The following is a 22,214-nucleotide window of genomic DNA, read 5'->3' on the forward strand; positions in this document are numbered from 1 at the left end:
AGAAAAGGCCCGGGGAAACCCGGGCCTTTTTCGTTTGTCTGCCTTGCTGAGGAATGGGGAGCCCCAAGCAGTCTTCCAAGGTGTTTCGTCAGAGGTCCAAATCCGGTGCCATCAAAAGCTAACGCAACGTAATTGTGTTTTGCAAGTCACAGATCACTGGGCGAATCTGTTGTAGGAATATTGGCAGCGGCTCTCACAGGTGGATCTGACAATGAAAAATCTTCTTCTCTCGTCAGTTGCGCTCCTTGGCCTCACGGTTGGCGCTGTTGCGGCAGACCTTCCGTCCCGTGCGGTTCCGGCTCCTGTTGCTGCCGTACCGGTGTTCACCTGGACCGGTTTCTATGCAGGTTTGCAGGTCGGCTATGGCTGGAGCTCAATCTGGGCAGCCTATACAGGCCTTGGCGGTATTACCGCTGGAGAGCTTGAAGGCGAAGGCTTCGTTGGAGGCGCTCATGTCGGCTACAATCATCAATTCGGATCATTTGTGGTTGGTATCGAGGCCGATTTCGAAGGGGTAGGCTATGGTGATGACTTTGTCGGCCTGAGATTCTCGGATGGCTCCACTCTGAGAACTGAGTCCGATGTCGCTCTTCAAGGCTCCTTGCGTACCCGCGTCGGCGTGGCGTTCGATCGTGCCTTGATCTATGCCACCGGTGGCTTGGCGTTTGCCAACTTCGAGACCGACTACACGTTCACGGATGGCATAACCGATCTCGTGACCAGGCGGAGCTTTGAGAATTCCGAGTGGGGCTGGACCCTTGGTGCAGGTGTCGAATATGCCTTCACCAACAACCTGACGGCTCGGGTCGAGTACCGCTATACGCGGTTTGAGGGCTACCGGAACGACAATAGCGATGATCGCGCCTTCTTCGACGGCGCCACCTACGACTTCGACCCGGACTTCCACACGGTTCGTGTCGGCGTGAGCTACAAGTTCGGATCCTACTAAGATCCATCTCTCCTGATACGGAAAAGGCCCGGGTTCGCCCGGGCCTTTTGTCATTCGCTCGCTCCAACGTGTGCCTTGTGCACCTATCGTCTCAGGCACCCTCGCCGTGGGGCCTTCGCGATAGCTCTGACCAGCAGGCGAGCCTCCGTCCAACAAAAAAAGCCGGAGCTCCAAGGAGCCCCGGCGAAGGAAGGCCGCGGATCCGCGGCCGGGAGGAAAGCTTGTCCGTTCAGACGGAGTAGTACATCTGGAACTCGACCGGGTGCGGGGTCATCTCGAAGCGAGCGACCTCGGTCATCTTCAGCTCGATGTAGCTGTCGATGAAGTCGTCGCTAAACACGCCGCCGGCCTTCAGGAACGCGCGGTCCTTGTCGACGCTGGCGAGAGCTTCGCGGAGCGAGCCACAGACGGTCGGGATCTTCTTCAGCTCGCGCGGAGGCAGATCGTAGAGATCCTTGTCCATGGCCGGGCCGGGATCGATCTTGTTCAGAATGCCGTCAAGACCGGCCATCATGATCGCCGCGAAGGCGAGGTACGGATTGGCGGTCGGATCGGGGAAGCGGATCTCGACGCGCTTGGCCTTCGGCGAGGTCGTCCACGGAATGCGGCAGGAGGCCGAGCGGTTGCGGGCCGAGTAGGCCAGCAGCACCGGAGCCTCGTAGCCCGGAACGAGACGCTTGTAGGAGTTCGTCGACGGGTTGGTGAAGGCGTTCAGCGCCTTGGCATGCTTGATGATGCCGCCGATGTACCACAGGCATTCCTGGGACAGATCGGCATACTTGTTGCCGGCAAAGAGCGGCTTGCCGCCCTTCCAGAGGGACTGGTGCACGTGCATGCCCGAGCCGTTGTCGCCATAGACGGGCTTGGGCATGAAGGTGGCCGTCTTGCCGTAGGACTGGGCGACGTTGTGGATGCAGTACTTGTAGATCTGCATCTCGTCGGCCGTCTTCACCAGGGTGTTGAACTTCGTGCCGAGCTCGTGCTGGGCGGAAGCCACCTCGTGATGGTGCTTTTCGACCGTGACGCCCATGGCCTTCATGGCAGCCAGCATCTCGCCGCGCATGTCCTGTGCGGAGTCGAGCGGCGGAACCGGGAAGTAGCCGCCCTTGGTCTGGATGCGGTGGCCGAGATTGCCGCCTTCGTAGGGGGTGTCGCCGTTGATCGGCAGCTCGGAGGAGTCGAGCTTGAACCCGGTGTTGTAGGGGTCGGCCATGAACTTCACGTCATCGAAGATGAAGAACTCGGCCTCGGGGCCGACGAAGACCGTGTCGGCGATGCCCGTGGATTTCAGGTAGGCCTCGGCCTTCTTGGCGATGCCGCGCGGGTCCCGGTTGTAGGGCTCGCCCGTTGCCGGCTCGAGGATGTCGCAGTTGATCGACATGGTGGACGCCGAGAAGAACGGGTCCATCTGGGCCGTCGTCGGGTCGGGCATGAGGGTCATGTCGGATTCGTTGATCGCCTTCCAGCCGGCGATGGACGAGCCGTCGAACATGATGCCGTCGGCGAACATCTCTTCGTCGACCATCGAGACGTCGAAGGTCACGTGCTGCCACTTGCCGCGCGGATCCGTGAACCGGAAGTCGACGTATTGAACGTCGTTATCTTTGATCGCCTTGAGCACATCCTTGGCGGTCTGCATGGTGGTCTCGTCCTCTTCTGCCCTTGAGAGTAGTCCTCGGCTCGAAGGCCTTGGCTTGGGAAAGCGGGATCAGATCGCGTCGGATCCGGTCTCGCCCGTGCGGATGCGAACGGCCTCTTCGACCGTCGAAACGAAAATCTTGCCGTCGCCGATGCGGCCCGTCTGGGCGGCCTTGCGGATGGCCTCGATGGCGGCGTCCGCCATGTCGTCGTTGAGAACGATCTCGAGCTTCACCTTCGGCAGAAAGTCCACCACGTATTCCGCGCCGCGATAAAGCTCGGTGTGGCCCTTCTGGCGCCCGAAACCTTTGGCCTCGATGACCGTAATGCCTTGGAGGCCGACTTCCTGGAGGGCTTCTTTGACTTCATCGAGCTTGAAGGGCTTGATGATGGCTTCGATCTTCTTCATCCGGATCAACCGTTTCGGTTCGGGGTTTTGCTGCTTTTAGCACCAGCATGGGGGGCCTTCCATGGCTTCATCGTCTCGAAGCAGGCCATTTTGCCGACTTGATGGGCAGATCGTGATCAAAGTTTGTGCAGATGCGGAAAACGTCACCAAATCCCCGAAAGCAAGCCGGTTTCTCTGCCATGACAGCCCCTGAACTCGTTCTGACCCCCTCTGAAATGAAGCAGGCCGACCGAGAAGCCATCGCAAGCGGCATTCCCGGCATCGAACTCATGCGTCGTGCAGGACGGGCCGTGGCGGATGCTGCCGAAAAAATAGCCTCTTCGGGCGGAAGGATCGTTGTTGCCGCGGGGCCGGGGCTGAATGGAGGCGATGGCTTCATCGCGGCCGCCCTTCTGGCCGAGCGGGGTTATCGGGTGAGCCTCGGCTTGCTGGGAAGCCTTGATCACCTGACAGGGGATACCCTCGAGGCGGCAAGGGACTGGAGAGGCGAGACCCCTCCAGCCGAAGAGATCTCGTTTCATGACGCGGATCTGATCGTCGATGCCTTGTTCGGCACCGGCCTTGCCCGTGACCTTGAAGGGGCAGCCCGGCTCGTGGTCGAGCGCATGAACGCGTCCGGCAAGCCGATCCTGGCCGTCGATCTGCCCTCGGGAATCGACGGCAGCACCGGTGAGGTAAGGGGCCTTGCCGTGAAAGCCACCCATACCGTGACGTTCGCCGCCCGGAAGCCCTGCCATCTCCTGATGCCCGGACGAGCCTTCAGCGGCACGGTCGAGGTTGCGGATATCGGGATCAGCCGGGAGATCCTCGCCGCGAAGGGCGGGAGCCTTTTTGCCAACCATCCACCGCTGTGGCTGCATGCGCTTCCCAAGCCTGGGTTGATGTCTCACAAATATGAGCGTGGCCATACTCTTGTGGCCTCCGGCGGCGCCACCCGCACGGGAGCCGCCCGGCTGGCGGCCAGGGCCGCTCTTCGTGTCGGCTCCGGCCTCGTCACGGTGGCCTCGCCGCCTGAGGCCCTCGGGGTCAATGCCGCTCATCTCACGGCCATCATGCTGCGTGGCTGCGACGGCCCTGAGGGACTTCACGCCATTCTCCAGGACACGCGCTTCAATTCCCTGGTTTTGGGGCCGGCGCTCGGCATCCATTCGGGTACACGGGCGATGGTGGCCGTTGCAGTCCAGGCACGGCGCAGCCTCGTTCTCGACGCCGATGCGCTGACCTCCTTCGAGGGCATGGCCTCGGAGTTTCGTGGAGCCTTCCGGGGTGCGCCGGCGGTGCTCACACCCCATGACGGCGAGTTCAGCCGCTTGTTCAAGGACCATCCGGATATCCTTGACCCTGCATCGAAAATCGAGAAAACCCGACGTGCCGCCGCCTATACCGGGGCTGTGGTGCTGCTGAAGGGAGCGGACACCGTGATCGCTGCGCCCGACGGCCGGACCGCGATCAACGAGAACGGTACGCCCTATCTGGCGACGGCGGGCTCCGGCGACACCCTCTGTGGCCTCATCGCGGGGCTGATGGCGCAGGGTGTGCCCGCTTTCGAGGCCGCCTGTGCCGGCGTCTGGATCCATGCCGAGGCAGGAGCAAGCTTCGGACCCGGCCTCATCGCTGAGGACTTGGCGGAGCTGGTGCCCGGCGTCCTGCGCAACCTGCTCAAGTAACCTCGATCCAGGTCCACAGGCCCGCATCGAAGCGCTCCATCACCATCGAGGCCAGGAGCCACTTGCCGGGATTGTCGGCGATGAAAGCAATGCGGATCGTCTTGTTTTCAGGCACCTGCACGGTGTCCAGGAAGTAGGGCTCCCAGCCGTCGTCGAGGCCATGCAGCAGCCGGAAGACATGGCCGTGCAGGTGCAGCGGCTGAACGAAGGCGGTCTGGTTCGTGAGCGTCAGCACGACGGGGCTGCCCCGCTTCACCTTGATCAGGGGAGCGCCGGAGGGGCTGCCCGCTGCCCCGTTGATCGTCCAGGCGGCTTTGGGAGCCTTCGGGTCTCCCTTGATGATCACGTCCTTGCGGGCGGCATTCTGCAGCTTGATGGTCTCAGGAAGCTTCATGTTCCGCGGCAGCGGAGCGATGGGGTGCAGCGCCGGGCGCTTGTCGCCAACCGTGACGATTTCGGCCAGGGGCATCCCATCGCCGATCAGAGCCGTCACGGCGCCTTGGGCGCCCGCTTCAGGGGCAAGGTCGACCAGAAGGTCGTAGCGGGTGCCGGGTGCGAAGGGCAGGGAGGCTCTCAACGGCTCGAATGTGCTGGTCGGCTGCCCGTCGATGGCAATCACATAGGCTTTCAGCCCATTGAAACGCAGGCGCATGATCCGTGCGTTGCAGGCATTCGCAAGCCGAAGGCGCAGGCGTCCGCCGGGCGGAGCCTCGATCCGTTGCGGCGTCGCTTGCCCGTTGATGCTGAGCCAGCTCCCCAGCCGCCCGGCCGGGGCAGGCTCCGTCGCTTTCTCGAAAGGCGCCAGGGAGCCGCTGTCGTCAAGGCGCCAGTCGTCCACCAGCAGGGGGATGTCCTGATCAACCTGTGGGGGATCGGGCTCTTCCACGATCAGCAGCCCTGACAGGCCGCGCTCCAGAGGTTCGGCGCTCCCGCCCGGCACGCAGGGGCGGATCAGGAAGGTGCCCGCATCGGGAGGGGTGAAGCGGTATTCATGACTCTGCCCCGTGGCCACGGGGGGCTGGACCAGGCCGGCGACGCCATCCATCGCATTGGGTCCACGAACGCCGTGAAAGTGCAGGGACAAGGGCAGGGCGGTCTCGTTCCGGAGGGTCAGCCGCAGCTCCGCGCCTTGCTTGACCCTCAAGGCGGGGCTCAACGTGCCATTGAAGGTCCAGGTCTCGGTCTCCGCCGCAGCATACGGTCGAAGCCGCAGAGGTGTCGGCTTGGCCGTCAGAACGGAGGCGGCGCCGTCTCCGGCACCCGCAGGGGTGGCGGCTTGGGGGGCTTGGGCCCATCCCCGCTGAGGGAGGCCGATCAGGGCCGTGGCGAGACCGGCGGTGGCGGCGCGGCGGGTGATCATCGGAAGGTTCGTCCGGACTGGGGGAATGGGCTTTAGAGCTACACCCTTGAACGTGAACGGCCAAGTTTGGTTGCTATTTGAGCGCACACGAACTTTTTTGATGCACACTTCGTCAACCATGCTATAGAGCCGCGTCCCGGAAGAGGGGCGCGTTTCGCGCGCCGCTCCCGTGCGGGCGTGGCGGAATTGGTAGACGCACTGGATTTAGGTTCCAGCGACGAAAGTTGTGGGGGTTCGAGTCCCTCCGCCCGCACCAATCCCGTCAGGGTTGGCATCCGGAGGCTCCGAGTGGCCTGGTTGACGGCGCGACGCCGCCTCGGCCGGAGCCTGGATTTGAGATTTTTTCGAGTGAATGAAGGCGAATAGAACCATGCAGGTGACGGAAACACTGTCCCAAGGCTTGAAGCGAGAGTTCAAGGTCGTGCTCCCGGCCACCGAGTTGGAAGAGCGCCTGAACAGCGAACTGTCGACCCTCAAGGATCGCGTGCGGATCAACGGCTTCCGTCCGGGCAAGGTGCCGGTCGGGCATCTGCGCCGGGTCTATGGCCGCTCCGTGATGGCCGACGTTCTCCAGAACGCGGTCAACGAGGCCAACCGCAAGATCGTCGAGGACAACGACCTCAAGCTCGCCCATGAGCCGCAGGTCCAGTTCCCCGAGAACCAGGAAGAGGTCGAGAAGGCCATGGACGCCAAGGGCGACCTGGCCTTCACCGTTGCCCTCGAGGTTCTGCCGGTGTTCGAGCTTGCCGATCTGACCGACGTGGCGGTCACGAAGCCGGTGGCCGAGGTCACCGATGCCGAGATCACCGAATCGCTCGAGCGCATGGCCAAGCAGAACCGCTCCTTCGAGACGAAGGACGGCGAGGCGGCTGACGGCGACCGGGTGGTCGTCGATTTCGTTGGCCGCATCGACGGCACGGAGTTCGAAGGCGGCAACGGCCAGGACATCCGGGTCGAGCTCGGCTCGAACACCTTCATCCCCGGCTTCGAGGACCAGCTCATCGGCCTCAAGGCCGGCGACACCAAGCTCGTGAAGGTCGCCTTCCCGGTGAACTACATGGCCGCTCATCTGGCCGGCAAGGACGCCGAGTTCGACGTAACCGTGAAGGAGGTCGAGGCTCCGGGCGCTCTGGTGATCGACGACGAGATGGCCAAGGGCTTCGGCATGGAGTCCCTGGACAAGCTCAAGGACGCGATCCGCGACGCCATCAAGCGCGACTTCGATGGCCAGTCCCGCCGCAAGGTCAAGAAGGACCTCCTGGACGCGCTGGACGCCAAGTACAGCTTCGAGCTGCCGCCGACCCTCGTGGAGCAGGAATTCGCTGCCGTGTGGTCGCAGGTCATGGGCGACATGAAGTCCAATGGCCGCACCTTCGAGGATGAGGGCACCACCGAGGACGAGGCCAAGGCCGAGTACCGGAAGATCGCCGAGCGTCGCGTGCGTCTTGGTTTGGTCCTTGCGCAGATCGGTGAGAAGTCCGATATCAAGATCTCCGACGACGAGGTGACTCAGGCCCTCATCGAGCGGGTCCGTCAGTACCCCGGCCAGGAGCGCCAGGTTTGGGAGTTCTACCAAAAGAACCCGCAGGCCCTAGCTGAAATCCGGGCTCCTCTGTTCGAGGAAAAGGTCGTCGACCAGATCCTGTCCCAGGTCAAGGTCAACGAAGAGACCGTTTCCAAGGAGGCCCTCTTCAGCGATGAGGACGCCGAGGACGGAGAGAAAGCCGGCAAGGGCGAGTAACGCTCCCTTAAGCGTCTCGTTGCTTGCATGAAATGCACGGCCACGGATTCGCGCGGCCGAATTGGAGCAGTGAGACAATGAGAGATCCGGTAGCGCTCTTTAACAATACGCTCGTCCCGATGGTGGTTGAGCAGTCGAACCGCGGCGAACGCGCGTTCGACATCTATTCGCGCCTTCTGCGCGAACGGATTATCTTCCTCACGGGCCCTGTCGAAGATTACTCGGCTTCGCTGATCGTGGCGCAGCTTCTGTTCCTCGAAGCCGAGAATCCCAAGAAGGAAATCTCCTTCTACATCAACTCGCCCGGCGGCGTCGTGACCTCGGGCCTGTCGATCTACGACACCATGCAATTCATCCGCTGCCCCGTCTCGACCCTCTGCGTCGGCCAGGCGGCCTCCATGGGCTCCCTCCTGCTGACGGCCGGCGAGAAGGGCATGCGCTTTGCCCTCCCGAACGCCCGCATCATGGTGCACCAGCCCTCCGGCGGCTATCAGGGTCAGGTCACGGACATCATGATCCATGCCCGCGAGAGCGAGGCCCTCAAGCGCCGGCTGAACGAGATCTACGTCCAGCACACCGGCCAGCCCTACGAGGCGATCGAGCGGGCCCTGGAGCGCGACAACTTCATGACCGCCGAGGCCGCCCACGAGTTCGGCCTGATCGACCAGGTGATCTCGAAGCGTCCCGAGCCGGCCGCCACTCCGGCCTAACCCTTAAAACCTGGGGACAAATTCCTCCCGGGTGCGTCTTTTTGGCGGGTAACCCCGTTCCTATTGATCACGCGCCCGTCGCGTGATTGCATAGGGATTCGGGAGATGTGGCGATTTTGATCGTTCAATTCTTAGCGACGGAACATTTTATTAGCTCCGTCGCTCATAACTTAGAAGTGTTGGGCCGGCAGGGGTCGTCCCAACACGGATTGGAGATGTGATAATGACCAAGGCTGGCGGCAACGACTCCAAGAGCACGCTGTACTGCTCCTTTTGCGGCAAAAGCCAGCACGAGGTTCGCAAGCTGATCGCTGGCCCGACGGTTTTCATCTGCGATGAATGCGTCGAGCTCTGCATGGACATCATCCGCGAGGAGTCGAAATCGTCTCTCGTGAAGTCCCGCGACGGGGTGCCGACCCCGAAGGAAATCAGTCGCGTTCTCGATGACTACGTGATCGGCCAGGAGCACGCCAAGAAGGTGCTCTCGGTGGCGGTCCACAACCATTACAAGCGCCTGGCCCACGCGACGAAGCACAACGACGTCGAGCTGGCCAAGTCGAACATCCTGCTGATCGGGCCCACCGGCTCGGGCAAGACCCTGCTCGCGCAGACCCTCGCCCGGATCCTGGACGTGCCCTTCACCATGGCGGATGCCACGACCCTGACCGAGGCCGGTTATGTCGGCGAGGACGTGGAGAACATCATTCTCAAGCTGCTCCAGGCCTCCGACTACAATGTCGAGCGGGCGCAGCGCGGCATCGTCTACATCGACGAGATCGACAAGATCTCCCGCAAGTCGGACAATCCCTCGATCACCCGCGACGTGTCGGGCGAGGGCGTGCAGCAGGCGCTCCTGAAGATCATGGAAGGCACCGTCGCCTCCGTGCCTCCCCAGGGCGGCCGCAAGCACCCGCAGCAGGAGTTCCTGCAGGTGGACACGACCAACATCCTGTTCATCTGCGGCGGCGCTTTCGCCGGCCTGGAGCGAATCATCGCCGGCCGCGGCAAGGGCACGTCCATCGGCTTCGCGGCTTCCGTGAGCTCTCCGGACGACCGCCGCACGGGCGAGATCTTCCGCGAGGTGGAGCCCGAGGATCTCCTGAAGTTCGGCCTCATCCCCGAGTTCGTCGGCCGCCTGCCGGTTCTGGCGACCCTCGAGGATCTTGATGTCGACGCCCTGAAGACCATCCTTCAGGAGCCGAAGAACGCCCTGGTCAAGCAGTACCAGCGCCTCTTCGAGATGGAGAACGTCCAGCTGACGTTCCAGGACGAGGCCCTGACCCTCATCGCCAAGAAGGCGATCGAGCGGAAGACGGGTGCCCGCGGCCTGCGCTCCATCATGGAAGGCATCCTGCTGGAGACCATGTACGACCTGCCGGGTCTCGACTCCGTCGAGCAGGTGGTGATCGGGCCCGAGGTGGTGGAGGGCAAGGCCAAGCCGCTCTTCATCCACGGGGATCGCAGCGATCAGGCCGCGAGCGCGAGCGCTTAAGGCCGTCGAGGGACCCCTCTTATGAACCAATCCGTTGCGGGCAATCTTCTTGAAACAGGAAGCCCGCAACGCCACATTATCTCTTGCGCCGGTGCTGTCCGCTCATTGTCCGAGGGAGGGCACCCCGTACCGGATGCAGCCCATAATAACAGCCTGAGCATTCCGGTTATCCGTCCGACATCCAGCTTATTCGAGGGGAGCGTCGGACGCAGTCAAAAGGATGTCGTCTCATGACACAATCGAAGCCTCGTCAGCCTGTCGTTCCAGGCTCGACCGGAACCTATGCGGTTCTGCCCTTGCGCGACATTGTTGTCTTTCCGCACATGATCGTGCCGCTCTTCGTCGGCCGCGAAAAGTCGATCCGCGCGCTTGAGGAGGTGGTCAAGGGGGACCATCATATTCTCCTGGCAACCCAGATCGATGCGACGGATGACGATCCGGCAACGGATGCGATCTACAAGGTTGGAACCCTGGCCAACGTGCTGCAGCTCCTGAAGCTGCCCGACGGCACTGTGAAGGTGCTGGTCGAAGGCGCGAGCCGCGCCCAGGTGAAGGCCTATACCCGCACGGACGAGTATTACGAAGCCGAGGCTGAAGCTCTTCCCGACTCGCTTGGTGACCAAGTCGAGGCCGAGGCGCTTGCCCGCTCCGTCGTGTCCGAGTTCGAGAATTATGTGAAGCTGAACAAGAAGGTGTCGCCGGAGGTCGTGACCGCCGTGACCCAGATCGACGAGCCGGCAAAGCTCGCCGACACCATCGCTTCGCACCTGGCCATCAAGATCGCCGACAAGCAGGCTATCCTTGAAACCGCGACCGTCGCTCAGCGCCTCGAGAAGGTGCTCGGCATGATGGAGAGCGAGATCTCCGTTCTCCAGGTCGAGAAGCGCATCCGCACCCGCGTGAAGCGCCAGATGGAGAAGACGCAGCGCGAGTACTACCTCAACGAGCAGATGAAGGCGATCCAGAAGGAGCTCGGCGACGACGAAGGTCGCGACGAGCTGGCCGAGCTCGAGGAGAAGATCGAGAAGACCAAGTTCTCGAAGGAGGCCCGCGACAAGGCGCTTGGCGAGCTGAAGAAGCTCCGCCAGATGTCGCCCATGTCGGCGGAAGCCACCGTCGTGCGCAACTATCTCGACTGGCTCCTCGGGATTCCGTGGAACCGCCGCTCGAAGATGAAGAAGGACCTCAAGGCCGCCCAGGATCTGCTCGATGCCGATCACTACGGCCTCGACAAGGTCAAGGAGCGCATCGTCGAGTACCTGGCCGTGCAGCAGCGCGCCAACAAGCTCACGGGTCCGATCCTTTGCCTCGTCGGTCCTCCCGGCGTGGGCAAGACCTCGCTCGGCAAGTCGATCGCCAAGGCGACCGGACGTGAGTTCGTGCGCATGTCGCTCGGCGGCGTTCGCGACGAGTCGGAGATCCGCGGTCACCGCCGGACCTATATCGGCTCGATGCCCGGCAAGATCGTTCAGTCGATGCGCAAGGCCAAGACGTCCAATCCGCTCATCCTTCTCGACGAGATCGACAAGATGGGCATGGACTTCCGGGGAGACCCGTCTGCTGCCCTGCTCGAGGTTCTCGACCCTGAGCAGAACTCGACCTTCAACGACCATTACCTGGAGGTCGACTACGATCTCTCCAACGTGATGTTCGTCACGACAGCCAACACCCTGAACATCCCGGGGCCGCTTCTCGACCGTATGGAAGTGATCCGCATCGCGGGTTACACCGAGGAGGAGAAGGCCGAAATCGCCCGCACCCACCTGATCCCGTCGTCCATGAAGAAGCATGGCCTTCAGGAGAAGGAGTGGAAGATCGGTGACGAGGCCCTGCTTATGCTCATTCGCCGCTACACCCGCGAGGCGGGCGTGCGTAACCTTGAGCGTGAGATCGCCAACCTCATCCGCAAGGCCGTCAAGGAGATCCTGATCTCCAAGGTGGCTTCAGTGGAGGTCACGACCGACAACCTGCCGGAGTTCCTGGGTCCGCCGCGCTACCGCTACGGCGAGGCCGAGACCGAGGACATGGTCGGCGCGGTCACGGGCTTGGCCTGGACCGAGGTCGGCGGCGAGCTGCTCACCATCGAAGGCATCATGATGCCGGGCAAGGGCAAGATGACCGTCACGGGCAATCTGCGTGACGTCATGAAGGAATCGATCTCGGCTGCGGCGTCCTATGTCCGCTCCCGGGCGCTCGATTTCGGCGTCGAGCCGCCCTTGTTCGACCGCCGGGACATCCACGTGCACGTGCCGGAAGGCGCGACGCCCAAGGACGGTCCGTCGGCCGGCATTGCGATGGCGACCGCTATCGTGTCCGTCATCACGAGCATCCCGGTTCGCCGTGATATCGCCATGACGGGTGAGGTGACGCTTCGGGGCAGGGTGCTTCCCATTGGCGGCTTGAAGGAGAAGCTCCTCGCGGCGCTTCGCGGCGGCATCAAGAAGGTCTTGATCCCCGAGGAGAACGCAAAGGACTTGGCCGACATCCCGGCAAGCGTGAAGAACGGCCTCGAGATCGTTCCGGTCTCCATGATGGATCAGGTTCTCCAGCATGCCCTCGTGCGCATGCCGGAGCGGATCGAATGGGACGAAGCCTCGGTGCTCAAGGGGCCCAAGCCCCCGGTCGAGGACGACCCGACAGGGGTCGTCGCTCACTAAAGCCCGACACATTCCGTTACGAAAGAGGCCTCCGGATGCGAATCCGGAGGCCTCTTTTTTGATGAAAACTTCTAAGAAACGGCTGAAATCAGCCACTTCGGGGCTTGCTTACGGACAAGCTTTGCGCCAAACGGGATCTCCCTGAAACGGTGGTACATTTCTCGTAAGCCGCCGTGATCACTGGAGGATATCAAGATGAATAAAGGCGAGCTCGTTGCGGCCGTCGCCGACAAGGTGGGCCTTTCGCGGGGTCAGGCTGGTGAGGCGATCGACGCCGCCATCGAGGCGATCACCGGCGCTCTGAAGCAGGGCGACGAGGTGAAGATCGTCGGTTTCGGCACGTTCGTGGTGACCAACCGCGCCGCCGGTGAAGCCCGCAATCCGCGCACCGGCGAGAAGGTCAAGGTTCCTGCCTCCAAGACCCCGAAGTTCCGCGCCGGCGCGGGCCTGAAGGATGCTGTGAACGCGAAGTAATCGCTTTTAAGCGACGTTTGCTTGCAAAGAGGGCCGGCAGCGCTTGCGTTGTTGGCTTTCTCTTTTTATGTCAGGCCTGTCGGGCGGTTAGCTCAGTTGGTAGAGCATCGGTTTTACACACCGCAGGTCGGGGGTTCGAGCCCCTCACCGCCCACCATTTCCCTTGTCGTGTCAGGCAGAGCCGCTTTCCCTATCCTCTGCCAGCTTGTCGAGCACCTTCTCGGGCGCTACGTGCCGCTCAAGCTCTCTTAACGACGGATCATCCGCTTCCCTGATCCCCAGATGCTGGGCAATGGCTTTCGTCAGGGAGAGAAGGCGTGTGATCTCGTGCTCCGAGAGCAGATTGGTTTGAAGGTCCAGTTCGGATCGCCGCTCGGCTTCCACCGCAGCTCGGTTTTGACTGATGAGCACGAAGGTGGAGAGGAAGATCGCCTCGACGGAGGCGAAGGTCGCCAGGATCACGAAGGTCGGGTCGAAGGCGGGAACGCCTGGTATCAAGCCCAGATTTGCAGCGACCCACCCTCCTACCAGGGCCAAGTGAACATAGACGAAGGCCATGCTGCCGGTGAAGCGGGTGATAACTTCGGCAATGCGATCCTGAAGGGTCGCTTTGCGCTCTTCTTCCTGTCGCTTGCGCCTGAGTGCGTCGATGTTGCGCTCGAGAACGGACGTGAAGTTACTGGGCTGGGGCGGGGGAGTGCTTGGACTCCTCCTGTGTGCGTCAGTTTCTTGTTTCAGGCTGCTCTTCGTCACGGCGTCGTCCCCATCCCGCCTCATGCGGCGGGAGGAGAACGAATGGTATGCTGAAGAGTTCGAGACGGGCCGTTCGCCGGGTTGGCGATGAGGTGGAACGCCGCACCCTCATTTCCGAAACATTCGGCTTTTCATCGGGTTGAAGCAAAATCCCTCCAAGGATTGCCCCTGAGACTTAGCCCGCTCCAGCCAAGGCTGGAGCGGGCATTTTCATTCAAGGCTAGCGCATGGTCTTCTGCATCTCTTCCAGCATGGCGATATGCTCGCTGATATGGCCGCGGGCCATTTTCGCGACATTCATATGCTCGCGGTTCTGCGGATTTGATTGCAGATAGCGCTCCTGGACCTGCAGCAGGTTGCGATGACCTTGAATCTGCCCCTCCAGGTACATCTTGTCGAACTCGGCGCCGGCCTGCTGGTTCTGGAGCTTCTGAACCATGTCGCGGGCGCTAGCGTCCATCTGCATGGTCATGCCGGACTGACCCTGCTGGTTTCCGGTCGATCCTGTGGCAGCCGTAGCGCCCGGATCCATCATGGAGCGCAGAACCTCGGACAAGGTCGTCTGCTCCTGCACCTCGAAGTTGGCAAAGCGCTTCAGGTCCTCGTTCCGGACCTTGTCCATGGCGATGCGGCTCGTTTCCATGGCCATCATGCCGAGCTGCATGGTTTGTTGCATGTGCTGCATTTCAGCCTGTCCCATTTGGCCGCCTGTCCGGCTCATGGGCATGGTCCCAGCGCTACCGGACGGCATGGTCGAGGAGGACCCACCGGTCTGGGCGAGGGCAGGGGCAACAATAAGCGCGGCGGCAAGGCCACCGAGGAGGGCACGACGATCCATTCTAGTCTCCTGCTGATCAAAACCGGCTCGGCCGCGACACGCTGAGGGAGCGCTCGACTCTGGGCTGCCGTTACGGGGCGAACGTCAAAGCCCCAGGAAGGTTTCAGCTGGGCGGTTCGACGTCGGCAGGGCCGGAATCACAGTTACGTGCGCTACCGCACAGCTTCTGTATTCTCATAGTGTAATTACGTATAGTAATTTTGAAGAATCAGGCTGAAGCCTGACGCGAGACGAAATGTGTGGGGCTTTGTAACGACTTCAACGGGAGGACTTGGGATGGCTGTTATCTATGCTCAAGGTACCATGGTCGCATCAGGCACGGACGGGCGTGATACTATCTATGGAGACGAGCTTTCGAACCAGCTTTGGGGCAACGGGGGTAACGACCGGATTTACGGTGGCGCCGGCGACGACTTCATTTCCGGCAGCAGAGGCCGAGATAGGTTGACGGGCGGGGACGGCTATGATGGCTTCTTCTTCGGCAGTTCAGCCCTGTTGGGAACGTCAACTGACGTCATCACAGACTTCAATAAGAAGTACGACTCGATCCTGCTCTCGAAGTATGCTTTCGCGGGCATTGGAAAAGCCAACAATTGGCTAAAATCCAGCGCTTTCTGGCAAGGCACCAAGGCTCACGACAGCAACGACCGTATTATTTATAATCCCAAGAACGGTACTGTTTATTATGATGCCGATGGGACAGGCTCAAAAGAAGCCATCCCATTCGCGAAGATCGGGGCGGGCCGGAAGATGTCCTCCACCGACTTTTGGGTCGAGGACCTCTGATCGTTAAGCGGTTGGGAAAAACAGCAGGGCGGGAAGACATCATCGGCCTCCCTGCTGCCTTCACTGGAGGAGGTCAGCTGTCGAGATTTCATAGGCCACACCGAACCGCTTTAGAGAAGCCGAAACGAGCACGAGTCGAGGCCTAAGGGCGAACGCAGCTGCAGGCTTCCAGGATACGCCGCCGTTATTTCGTAGTGCATAGGTAACTGTACCCTCGCCTGTAGACTGGATTTTCTCAGAAGAAGACGGCATCGGCCAGAAGAAGCTTCGACGAGAATAGGTTTTGGTCATGCTGTGCCTTATCTGCTCGCCAAGCAAATTTGAGGGTTGCGCGATGGCTTCTAAAAAGTTAGATCAACCAGGCCTTTCGGCAGTCGGAGCGTAGCGCAGCCCGGTTAGCGCACTAGTCTGGGGGACTAGGGGTCGGAGGTTCAAATCCTCTCGCTCCGACCATTATTCTTAGCCGAAGGTTACAATTGAGACGATCCTAGAATGAGGCGAGTGGCCTTCAGCGGCACGAGCCTTTTCCATTGACCCATCGGGCGTCGCGGTCACTGCTGTGCTTGTCCTAAGGATCTGCTGCCGGTTACTGCGACGGGTGATTGAAAGCTCGTTGCGATAGACCCAATCAATCCCTCCGCGCCGGATAGAATCCACGCATTTGATTATCGATTGAAGCTGTCACTAGGCTTCCCTTCTCAGCCTCCAATGTTTCATGTGTCACGTAAAGCTTCCGCCTCATTATGGAAGCATAAGCGCAGCAGCACTCAAGCTGGACCAAGATTAAATATGCAGATGCTTAAGGGGTTTCCGCCCCACTCTAGCTTTGCTGTTGATGCAGTCTCATGTGCCCCGCAGTTTAGAACGAGACTCTCACGACCTTCGTGACCTTCCTCGTGGCCTTCGCGTTCGTTTCCGCGACAGAGTTAGAAATCAGAGGCTTATCGATCGTCTGACAAAGACTACCAGTAAATGACAGTCTCCTGGGTGCAGCCCATCCGTTCGGGAGCCTTCGCGTCTCGAGGAAGTCATTCCAAGCACAGATGAGCAGGCGGCGCGGTTGCGGCGCCGCCTGAGCAGAGTGGTATCAGCACTCGGTTTTCTGTTTCGTGGTAGTGCCTGTCGCGTCTGTCGTCTGCTTCGTTGTAGTTGAGCAGCCGGTGCTACCGGTTGTTCCAACATCGCGGTTCTCAATCACGACGTTCTTCCGGTCTGGCCCTGAGGCCGCATCACCGGCTGCGCCGCCCACGCCGGCGCCAACGGCTGCACCAACCGGCCCTCCAACGACCGCACCAACTGCGCCGCCTGCGGCGGCACCGGCGGCGGCCCCTCCGGTCTCTGCCACTGCCAGGGCTGGGAACAGGAGGGAGGCTACGACAAGAGCACACTTCAGTTCTACACGCATGACCGCTGCTCCATGAGCCGATCGCGACTTGCGATCCGTTGCCAAATTAACGGGTATGGTCCGCAACCGTTTCAGCTTGGCTTTTTTGACTAACTGTTGCGAAACAAGAACGCTCGACGTCCGAAATTGGCGGGGACAAGAGCACTGGTGTCGCCTCAGACCTGACTGTGCCAGCGGAGACAGCTTGCCAAGACAAAGCACAAATAATAGATGAGGCCGAGATCACAGGCATTGTTGTGCTGCACGGGCTGTTCCTGCTGATCCTAGGAGAACAGCACATTGTTCTATTTAGCTTTCTTGAATCAGTACTGTGTAGCCAAGGACAACAAGTATGAGTGAGAGTGTAACCTCCCCGAACTATATCGAACTCTCCGCCGATATCGTATCGGCCTATGTCAGCAACAACTCTGTTCCCGCCGCGGACCTGCCGTCTCTGCTGCACTCCGTCTATGCCGCCCTGACACAGACGCAGGGGCAGAAGGAGGAGCCCAAGGCTGAGGTGGTGCCTGCGGTGTCCGTTCGGAAGTCCGTTACTCCAGACGCAATCATCTGCCTGGAGGATGGAAAATCGTTCAAGTCACTCAAGCGCCACCTGCGCACGACCTATGACATGACGCCCGAGCAATACCGGGCCAAGTGGAACCTGCCGGCCGACTACCCAATGGTCGCTCCCAACTATGCCAAGGCTCGTTCCGAGCTCGCGAGGACCATGGGACTTGGCCAGCAGCGCAGGAAGAGCAAGGCACCTGTAGACGCTGCGCCAGATGATGTAGCGGCCGCTAAGCCGAATCGGGCTGCTGCCACGCCGGACGAAGTGACTGCGCCTGCCAAGGGCCGTCGTGCCAAGAAGGCTGTCTAACCGCTCCTAGGGCGGAGCCGCCATAGCCGTTCGGGGTGCCTGCTAAACCCGGTGCTGAAACGCGCCGGGTTCTCTCTGCCGCTATCAGGCGTGGCGTCAGTTATGTCGCTTCGCTTGAGCGGATGGCATTAAGATCGTGTTTACCATGATTGTCCATCGTATGGGCTCCGCGACTGGAGCCTTGCCATGGATCATGATGATCAGGCCCTCTACACCCGTCTTGATTTGAAGGGCGGCACGAAACGAAGTGCTCTGAAAGCAGCGTTCATTGGGATGGCGCTTGCGGCACTTGCAGGCTCCGCCTCTGCCGAGAGCGTGCTCCCTGCGCGAACGACAGGCCCCATTCAAGTGGTAGGGCCGGCGGGCCCGACGCTTGCCTGGATCAAGTTCTGCGAGAGCCACCCTGACGAATGCCGTGTCGATCTCTCGCAGCCAGCCCGGATTTCCCTGAATTCTCAGGTGTGGGCTATCCTTACGCGGGTCAATGAGCGTGTAAACGCATCGATCCTTGCCGTCACGGACCAGGACCATTGGGGTGTTCTCGACCGGTGGGACTTTCCTAATGATGGGCTCGGGGATTGCGAGGACATTCAACTTTTGAAGCGGAAGCTCTTGGTCGAGGCAGGCCTGTCTCACCGGGCCATGCGGATGGCAGCCGTCATTGACGAGCAGGGGCAGGGGCATGCTGTGCTCATGGTCTTGACGGACCGTGGCGATATCATCCTCGACAACAAGCGAAATCCCATTCTGCCCTGGCGGCAAACGGGTTATGTTTTTGTCAAACGCGAAGGAACCAACAGCAGGGCCTGGGTTGCTCTTGGAGATCAGCCCCCACCATTTTCGACAGCAAATCGTTAGAAGGTACCCGAGACTTTGTATTAGCGACGCACCTTAGATTTCGCTGCAATCACAGTAGGCTGAGGCACAAATGCCGTGATCGCCAGTCCAAAGACTGCACCGACCAGCAGTCCAGCGACAAGGATGATTGGAAGTTGCCGCCATACGAGGCGATGTGCGGTTGCATTCTCCACCATGTCTTGCACTGCCCCTCGTCGTGAACCAGCCATTCGGCCTGTTCGCCCAGTCTAGCGAGAAACCCCTGCCAAGTCGTATCGAAGATGGTTGGGGCGGTGTGATCTTTTGGGCTCCGTTTGCGCAGATCCACATCTCAAAATAGCGAGAACCTGCGTTGATCCTCACAGGCTCCGGACCGAGCGCGTGGAGGGCCGTTGCTGCAGGGTTAGCCAGACAAGGTGGTCAGGAGCAGTTGTCTGAACTGTGTTCCGGCGAACTGTGATCACGTGCTGGCACTCCCCAGCACGCGTATCCTTCATGCTTGAACTACCCCATCGAGCGGCAGGCAATTGACCTATTCTTTCGTCCAGGACTCGGTCAGCCGAATGACGTGCGGGCGCCGCTTTTCGCGATGTTCTAGAACAATCATCACCTTTCTGGCTTCCTTCGCTTGAATGGAAAGATTGCTCCGCTCGATCCGCAGTAAGTCGACCTCATAGCTAAGATCGACTCGGTATAGGTTCATAAGGGCTTGTCGGGTCTGATAGCCGATTCTGCTTCGAGTATTTGCCATCGTGCTGTGAGGTTTATTGGAAATCAATTCCTGCCCCTTGGATCTTCGATTTAGATTTGGGGCGCAAATCTATAGCCTCCGGATCCAACGCCCACGTCCCCATCAGGAGCATTCCGTGCACCTTCCGAGGTAACTCGATCGTCGTGAATGCACGTCTCCAGCAAAACCGGGCAATACGAGCAATGACGGCCCCGACTGGCAGACAGGTGCGCTCCCACCCATCTCGCCCTCGGGCAGCCAAGTTCGGGCACCATGAAGCGCAGCGTTAGCATTATGGCGAACAGTCGAGCCGAAGTCGGTGGAGGTATGTGACTGAAAGACGAGCGCCTTCTGGACCGGAAACGAACAACAGGAATCCACAGACAATAATCCTCGCCACACCCAGGTAAGATGTCGTTAAGGCTGCAAGGCTAGAGCAGCCTCCCTTCAGAGGAGATGTCTTGCCATGAAAAGCCTTGAACTGGACGCAGAAGCCCGCCTTGCTGCAAGCATCTTCGTGGGCGAGGTCATCATCTTCGCCTTAGGTGCCTGGCATTATGCGTTCTGACGGGAACGTTGGGGCTGCGAGCCGATTGTGCCTCCAAGCGTGAGCGCATTCTGTTCGGGAGTGCAATGATGCGTGGTAGGGCTCTAACTGTCTTTGCGATGGCGGTCGTGCTCGACCGGAAGTTCTATCGCAACAAAGGGCGCCCCTAGGCTGCCGCCGCACGATCGAAATGCCGCGGCGGGATTGCCGTAGCCGAGAGTAGGGGCATGCCATCGGCGCTTGGGTGCGCCTGAGGTTTTACGGGGGATGTCTCCGAAACCAGCATGATGAATGCTAATTTAACCAGTTATTAACTATATTTATCTAAATCCTTAGGGTCACTGTTTGCATATCAAGATAAGCATACATGCTGCACCGAAAGAAAAAGACTGAAGTGCCCAGCATCAGCTACGATGCTAGGCATCGCATCGCAAAGCTCATGCGCAGCGTTTATTTCCCGCCGGATATGAGCCCCATATCGGAGGAGCAGCTCGATCTTCTCCTCGCCCTGCGCCGGAAAGAGCGTGAGCGTAATCAATCGACCTAACCTCGCTGAGTGCTTCGGGCGAGCACCCTTCGGCCATCCGGAATCACAGGCCACAAACCCGGTCGCTGTTTGCAAGCGGTATGCCGAAGAACATCGTCGGCCAAATGGTGCTGACCTTCGGTCTTGAATGGCTGAGAACGTTATCGCCTCCACGCCGCCCGTGCAGTCCTGGTCAAAGGAGAGCGGTCGCTCATCCGCGAGGTCCTGAACGGAGCCTTCCGGGCGCCCCCCGCATGCTCACGCGTCAATCGCTCTCCGCGCCATCAACACACTCGCCATCCTGAAGATTATAGAAGCTGAGGCGCACCTTTGCGATGCAGCGGCTGCGGTCGGATGGAGCGCCCAAGCTGAAGGTTGAGGCCATCTCGCCTGTCATGCATTCGGCGCTCGCTGGTAATTTCAGTTGGACCGGGCGGCGACGCAGATGCGCCTCGAACTCATGGATAGCCAGCAGGGTTCCAGCATCCACATCGACATCGATGCGGCAGACACGTTTGCCGTTGCTGTCAAAGGCAAACTGCGCCTCTTGCAGCAAGGGAGTAAGCACCGGGGGTAAATCAACAGGGGGCGGACGGAGCGGCATGGGACACCCTCACTCAACACGTTAGCCTCTGACCAAACCTCATAGGATCAAGAGGAAGCCGCGCCTGTGGGTTCCATACAGGGTCTCCTGTGAACTCGCGTGGGTTTTCAGGTGCGCGCACTAGGCCATCTGGTCGATGGTGGCCCCCCTGCAGGGCTGATAAGGACTTTATTCGGCCAGGGGGCAGCATGAAACTCAAAAACTACGATTGGGACGACTTGGAGCGGAGGCTCGGAACGACCGACTCCCGGCTCGTTCGGGACAGCAGGTCGGTACGCGCCGCCTTGCTTGCCCTTGCCGTCTTTGGTGTGGCGGTTCTCGCTGGAGTGGCCGTCTATCTCGTCTGCCTGTCTGCGCCGTTCCAAGACAGCGACCCGGCTGCGAACGCACTGCGCACCTGGAGAAGCCTCTAAGGATGCGGCATGGCTAGGTTGACCCTGGCCTTGGCAAGCACCTACCTTCTCAAGAAGCAAACCCAATTGAAAAAAGCTAACTGCAGGGGCCTTCCATGAATTTTCATATGCATCAACTCAGGCTCGCGCGCCTGTGCAACGAGGCGCTTGACCAGCCGGTGACCGAGGTTGAGCGCAAGGCGATGATCGCAGCCGCCGCCAGGAAGATCGAGGAGCTGTTCGACATCCTGCGCATCGATCATGTCAACGACCACAATACCCGCGACACGCCTCAGCGGGTGGCCAAGATGTATGTCGAGGAAATCATGGAGGGCCGCTACACGGCCCCGCCGCGCATCACCGAGTTCGACAATGCCCAGGCTTATGATCAGCTGATCGTCACCGGACCCATCGAGCTGCGCTCCATGTGCGCCCACCACCTGATGCCGATCTACGGCCAAGCCTATATCGGCATCTTGCCGGCGGCGGACGGCAAGATCATCGGCCTGTCCAAGTACGACCGGATCGTGGAGTACTTTGCCTCGCGTCTGCAAATCCAGGAGGAGCTGGTCAAGCAGATCGGCCAGTACATCATGGACATGACCTCGCCCCGCGGGCTGGCGGTGCGGATCAGCGCCGTGCACATGTGCAAGACCCAACGCGGGGTGCGCGCCAGCCACCGCAGCCGCATGGTGAACACCTACTGCTGGGGCGAGTTGGCCAGCGACACGGCGCTTAAGAGCGAGTTCCTGCAGGAGTGCGCTACCCTGGACCGCAGGGCGGATTAAGAGACAGTCCTGCGGCAGATGGGGCAAACTCTGTTGCGCCATCTGCCGCCTC

General features: G+C 60.6%; 20 protein-coding genes and 3 tRNA genes. 16 read left to right on the top strand and 7 right to left on the bottom strand.

Annotated features, from left to right (window positions below; all coding sequences use genetic code 11):
- Positions 1–211 precede the first annotated feature (211 nt).
- Positions 212–949, top strand: a complete 738-nt coding sequence (locus tag JKG68_RS06900; RefSeq protein ID WP_202057321.1) for an outer membrane protein — start codon at positions 212–214, stop codon at positions 947–949.
- A 229-nt stretch (positions 950–1,178) separates the two neighbouring features.
- On the opposite strand, the gene glnA is transcribed toward JKG68_RS06900, so the two are convergent.
- A complete protein-coding gene (glnA, locus tag JKG68_RS06905) occupies positions 1,179–2,588 on the bottom strand; it encodes a type I glutamate--ammonia ligase (RefSeq protein ID WP_202057323.1) in 1,410 nt (469 codons plus the stop codon).
- A 69-nt stretch (positions 2,589–2,657) separates the two neighbouring features.
- Positions 2,658–2,996, bottom strand: coding sequence for a P-II family nitrogen regulator (locus JKG68_RS06910; RefSeq protein WP_036352735.1), 339 nt, complete (start codon positions 2,994–2,996; stop codon positions 2,658–2,660).
- 179 nt (positions 2,997–3,175) lie between these two features.
- On the opposite strand from JKG68_RS06910, the gene JKG68_RS06915 reads away from it, so the two are divergent.
- Entirely contained in the window at positions 3,176–4,663 is a 1,488-nt protein-coding gene (locus tag JKG68_RS06915) for an NAD(P)H-hydrate dehydratase (RefSeq protein ID WP_202057331.1), read from the top strand.
- Here the strand turns inward: JKG68_RS06915 and JKG68_RS06920 are convergent.
- Positions 4,656–6,023: a multicopper oxidase family protein gene (locus tag JKG68_RS06920; RefSeq protein WP_202057335.1), complete on the bottom strand. Its 1,368-nt coding sequence runs from the start codon at positions 6,021–6,023 to the stop codon at positions 4,656–4,658. The two genes, JKG68_RS06915 and JKG68_RS06920, sit on opposite strands and share 8 nt — an antisense overlap.
- A gap of 171 nt (positions 6,024–6,194) precedes the next feature.
- On the opposite strand from JKG68_RS06920, the gene JKG68_RS06925 reads away from it, so the two are divergent.
- From JKG68_RS06925 to JKG68_RS06955, 7 genes are all read left to right on the top strand, one after another.
- Positions 6,195–6,279 (top strand) — tRNA-Leu (locus tag JKG68_RS06925).
- Positions 6,280–6,393: 114 nt separating this feature from the next.
- Positions 6,394–7,764, top strand: coding sequence for a trigger factor (gene tig / locus JKG68_RS06930; protein ID WP_202057464.1), 1,371 nt, complete (start codon positions 6,394–6,396; stop codon positions 7,762–7,764).
- Between the two features lie 77 nt (positions 7,765–7,841).
- Positions 7,842–8,474: an ATP-dependent Clp protease proteolytic subunit gene (locus JKG68_RS06935; protein WP_202057336.1), complete on the top strand. Its 633-nt coding sequence runs from the start codon at positions 7,842–7,844 to the stop codon at positions 8,472–8,474.
- A gap of 223 nt (positions 8,475–8,697) precedes the next feature.
- The gene (gene clpX / locus JKG68_RS06940) at positions 8,698–9,966 is read left to right on the top strand and encodes an ATP-dependent Clp protease ATP-binding subunit ClpX (protein WP_202057338.1); all 1,269 of its coding nucleotides are present in this window, start codon (positions 8,698–8,700) and stop codon (positions 9,964–9,966) included.
- A gap of 230 nt (positions 9,967–10,196) precedes the next feature.
- Positions 10,197–12,623 carry an endopeptidase La gene (gene lon / locus JKG68_RS06945; protein ID WP_202057349.1) on the top strand — a complete coding sequence of 809 codons (2,427 nt, stop codon included), beginning with the start codon at positions 10,197–10,199 and terminating at the stop codon, positions 12,621–12,623.
- Between the two features lie 195 nt (positions 12,624–12,818).
- Positions 12,819–13,097, top strand: a complete 279-nt coding sequence (locus JKG68_RS06950) for an HU family DNA-binding protein (protein ID WP_116529905.1) — start codon at positions 12,819–12,821, stop codon at positions 13,095–13,097.
- Between the two features lie 81 nt (positions 13,098–13,178).
- Positions 13,179–13,254, top strand: a tRNA-Val gene (locus tag JKG68_RS06955).
- Between the two features lie 14 nt (positions 13,255–13,268).
- Here the strand turns inward: JKG68_RS06955 and JKG68_RS06960 are convergent.
- Together JKG68_RS06960 and JKG68_RS06965 are read right to left on the bottom strand one after the other, a co-directional pair.
- Positions 13,269–13,850, bottom strand: a complete 582-nt coding sequence (locus JKG68_RS06960) for a DUF1003 domain-containing protein (RefSeq protein WP_312890741.1) — start codon at positions 13,848–13,850, stop codon at positions 13,269–13,271.
- A 220-nt stretch (positions 13,851–14,070) separates the two neighbouring features.
- Positions 14,071–14,688 carry a DUF4142 domain-containing protein gene (locus tag JKG68_RS06965; protein WP_202057354.1) on the bottom strand — a complete coding sequence of 206 codons (618 nt, stop codon included), beginning with the start codon at positions 14,686–14,688 and terminating at the stop codon, positions 14,071–14,073.
- Positions 14,689–14,964: 276 nt separating this feature from the next.
- On the opposite strand from JKG68_RS06965, the gene JKG68_RS06970 reads away from it, so the two are divergent.
- A complete protein-coding gene (locus tag JKG68_RS06970) occupies positions 14,965–15,474 on the top strand; it encodes a calcium-binding protein (RefSeq protein ID WP_202057355.1) in 510 nt (169 codons plus the stop codon).
- 375 nt (positions 15,475–15,849) lie between these two features.
- A tRNA-Pro gene (locus JKG68_RS06975) sits at positions 15,850–15,927 on the top strand.
- Between the two features lie 634 nt (positions 15,928–16,561).
- Here the strand turns inward: JKG68_RS06975 and JKG68_RS06980 are convergent.
- Positions 16,562–16,879: a hypothetical protein gene (locus JKG68_RS06980; protein WP_202057356.1), complete on the bottom strand. Its 318-nt coding sequence runs from the start codon at positions 16,877–16,879 to the stop codon at positions 16,562–16,564.
- Between the two features lie 331 nt (positions 16,880–17,210).
- Here JKG68_RS06980 and JKG68_RS06985 point away from each other — a divergent pair, with 331 nt between their 5' ends.
- The 3 genes from JKG68_RS06985 (at position 17,211) to JKG68_RS06995 (ending at position 20,399) form a co-directional block, all read left to right on the top strand.
- Positions 17,211–17,738 carry a Ros/MucR family transcriptional regulator gene (locus JKG68_RS06985; RefSeq protein WP_202057357.1) on the top strand — a complete coding sequence of 176 codons (528 nt, stop codon included), beginning with the start codon at positions 17,211–17,213 and terminating at the stop codon, positions 17,736–17,738.
- A 186-nt stretch (positions 17,739–17,924) separates the two neighbouring features.
- Complete coding sequence (locus tag JKG68_RS06990) at positions 17,925–18,596, top strand: transglutaminase-like cysteine peptidase (protein ID WP_246515160.1); 672 nt, start codon at positions 17,925–17,927, stop codon at positions 18,594–18,596.
- A 1,623-nt stretch (positions 18,597–20,219) separates the two neighbouring features.
- Positions 20,220–20,399, top strand: coding sequence for a hypothetical protein (locus JKG68_RS06995; protein ID WP_202057358.1), 180 nt, complete (start codon positions 20,220–20,222; stop codon positions 20,397–20,399).
- 244 nt (positions 20,400–20,643) lie between these two features.
- Here JKG68_RS06995 and JKG68_RS07000 read toward each other — a convergent pair whose 3' ends face one another.
- Entirely contained in the window at positions 20,644–20,982 is a 339-nt protein-coding gene (locus JKG68_RS07000) for a hypothetical protein (protein ID WP_202057359.1), read from the bottom strand.
- Between the two features lie 188 nt (positions 20,983–21,170).
- Here JKG68_RS07000 and JKG68_RS07005 point away from each other — a divergent pair, with 188 nt between their 5' ends.
- Both JKG68_RS07005 and folE read left to right on the top strand, forming a co-directional pair.
- On the top strand, positions 21,171–21,395 hold the full coding sequence (locus JKG68_RS07005; protein ID WP_202057360.1) for a hypothetical protein: 225 nt from the start codon (positions 21,171–21,173) through the stop codon (positions 21,393–21,395).
- A gap of 95 nt (positions 21,396–21,490) precedes the next feature.
- On the top strand, positions 21,491–22,162 hold the full coding sequence (gene folE, locus JKG68_RS07010) for a GTP cyclohydrolase I (RefSeq protein WP_202057363.1): 672 nt from the start codon (positions 21,491–21,493) through the stop codon (positions 22,160–22,162).
- Positions 22,163–22,214 lie beyond the last annotated feature (52 nt).

The sequence above is a fragment of the Microvirga aerilata genome (genome assembly GCF_016743775.1).
Taxonomy (GTDB): Bacteria; Pseudomonadota; Alphaproteobacteria; order Rhizobiales; family Beijerinckiaceae; genus Microvirga; species Microvirga aerilata.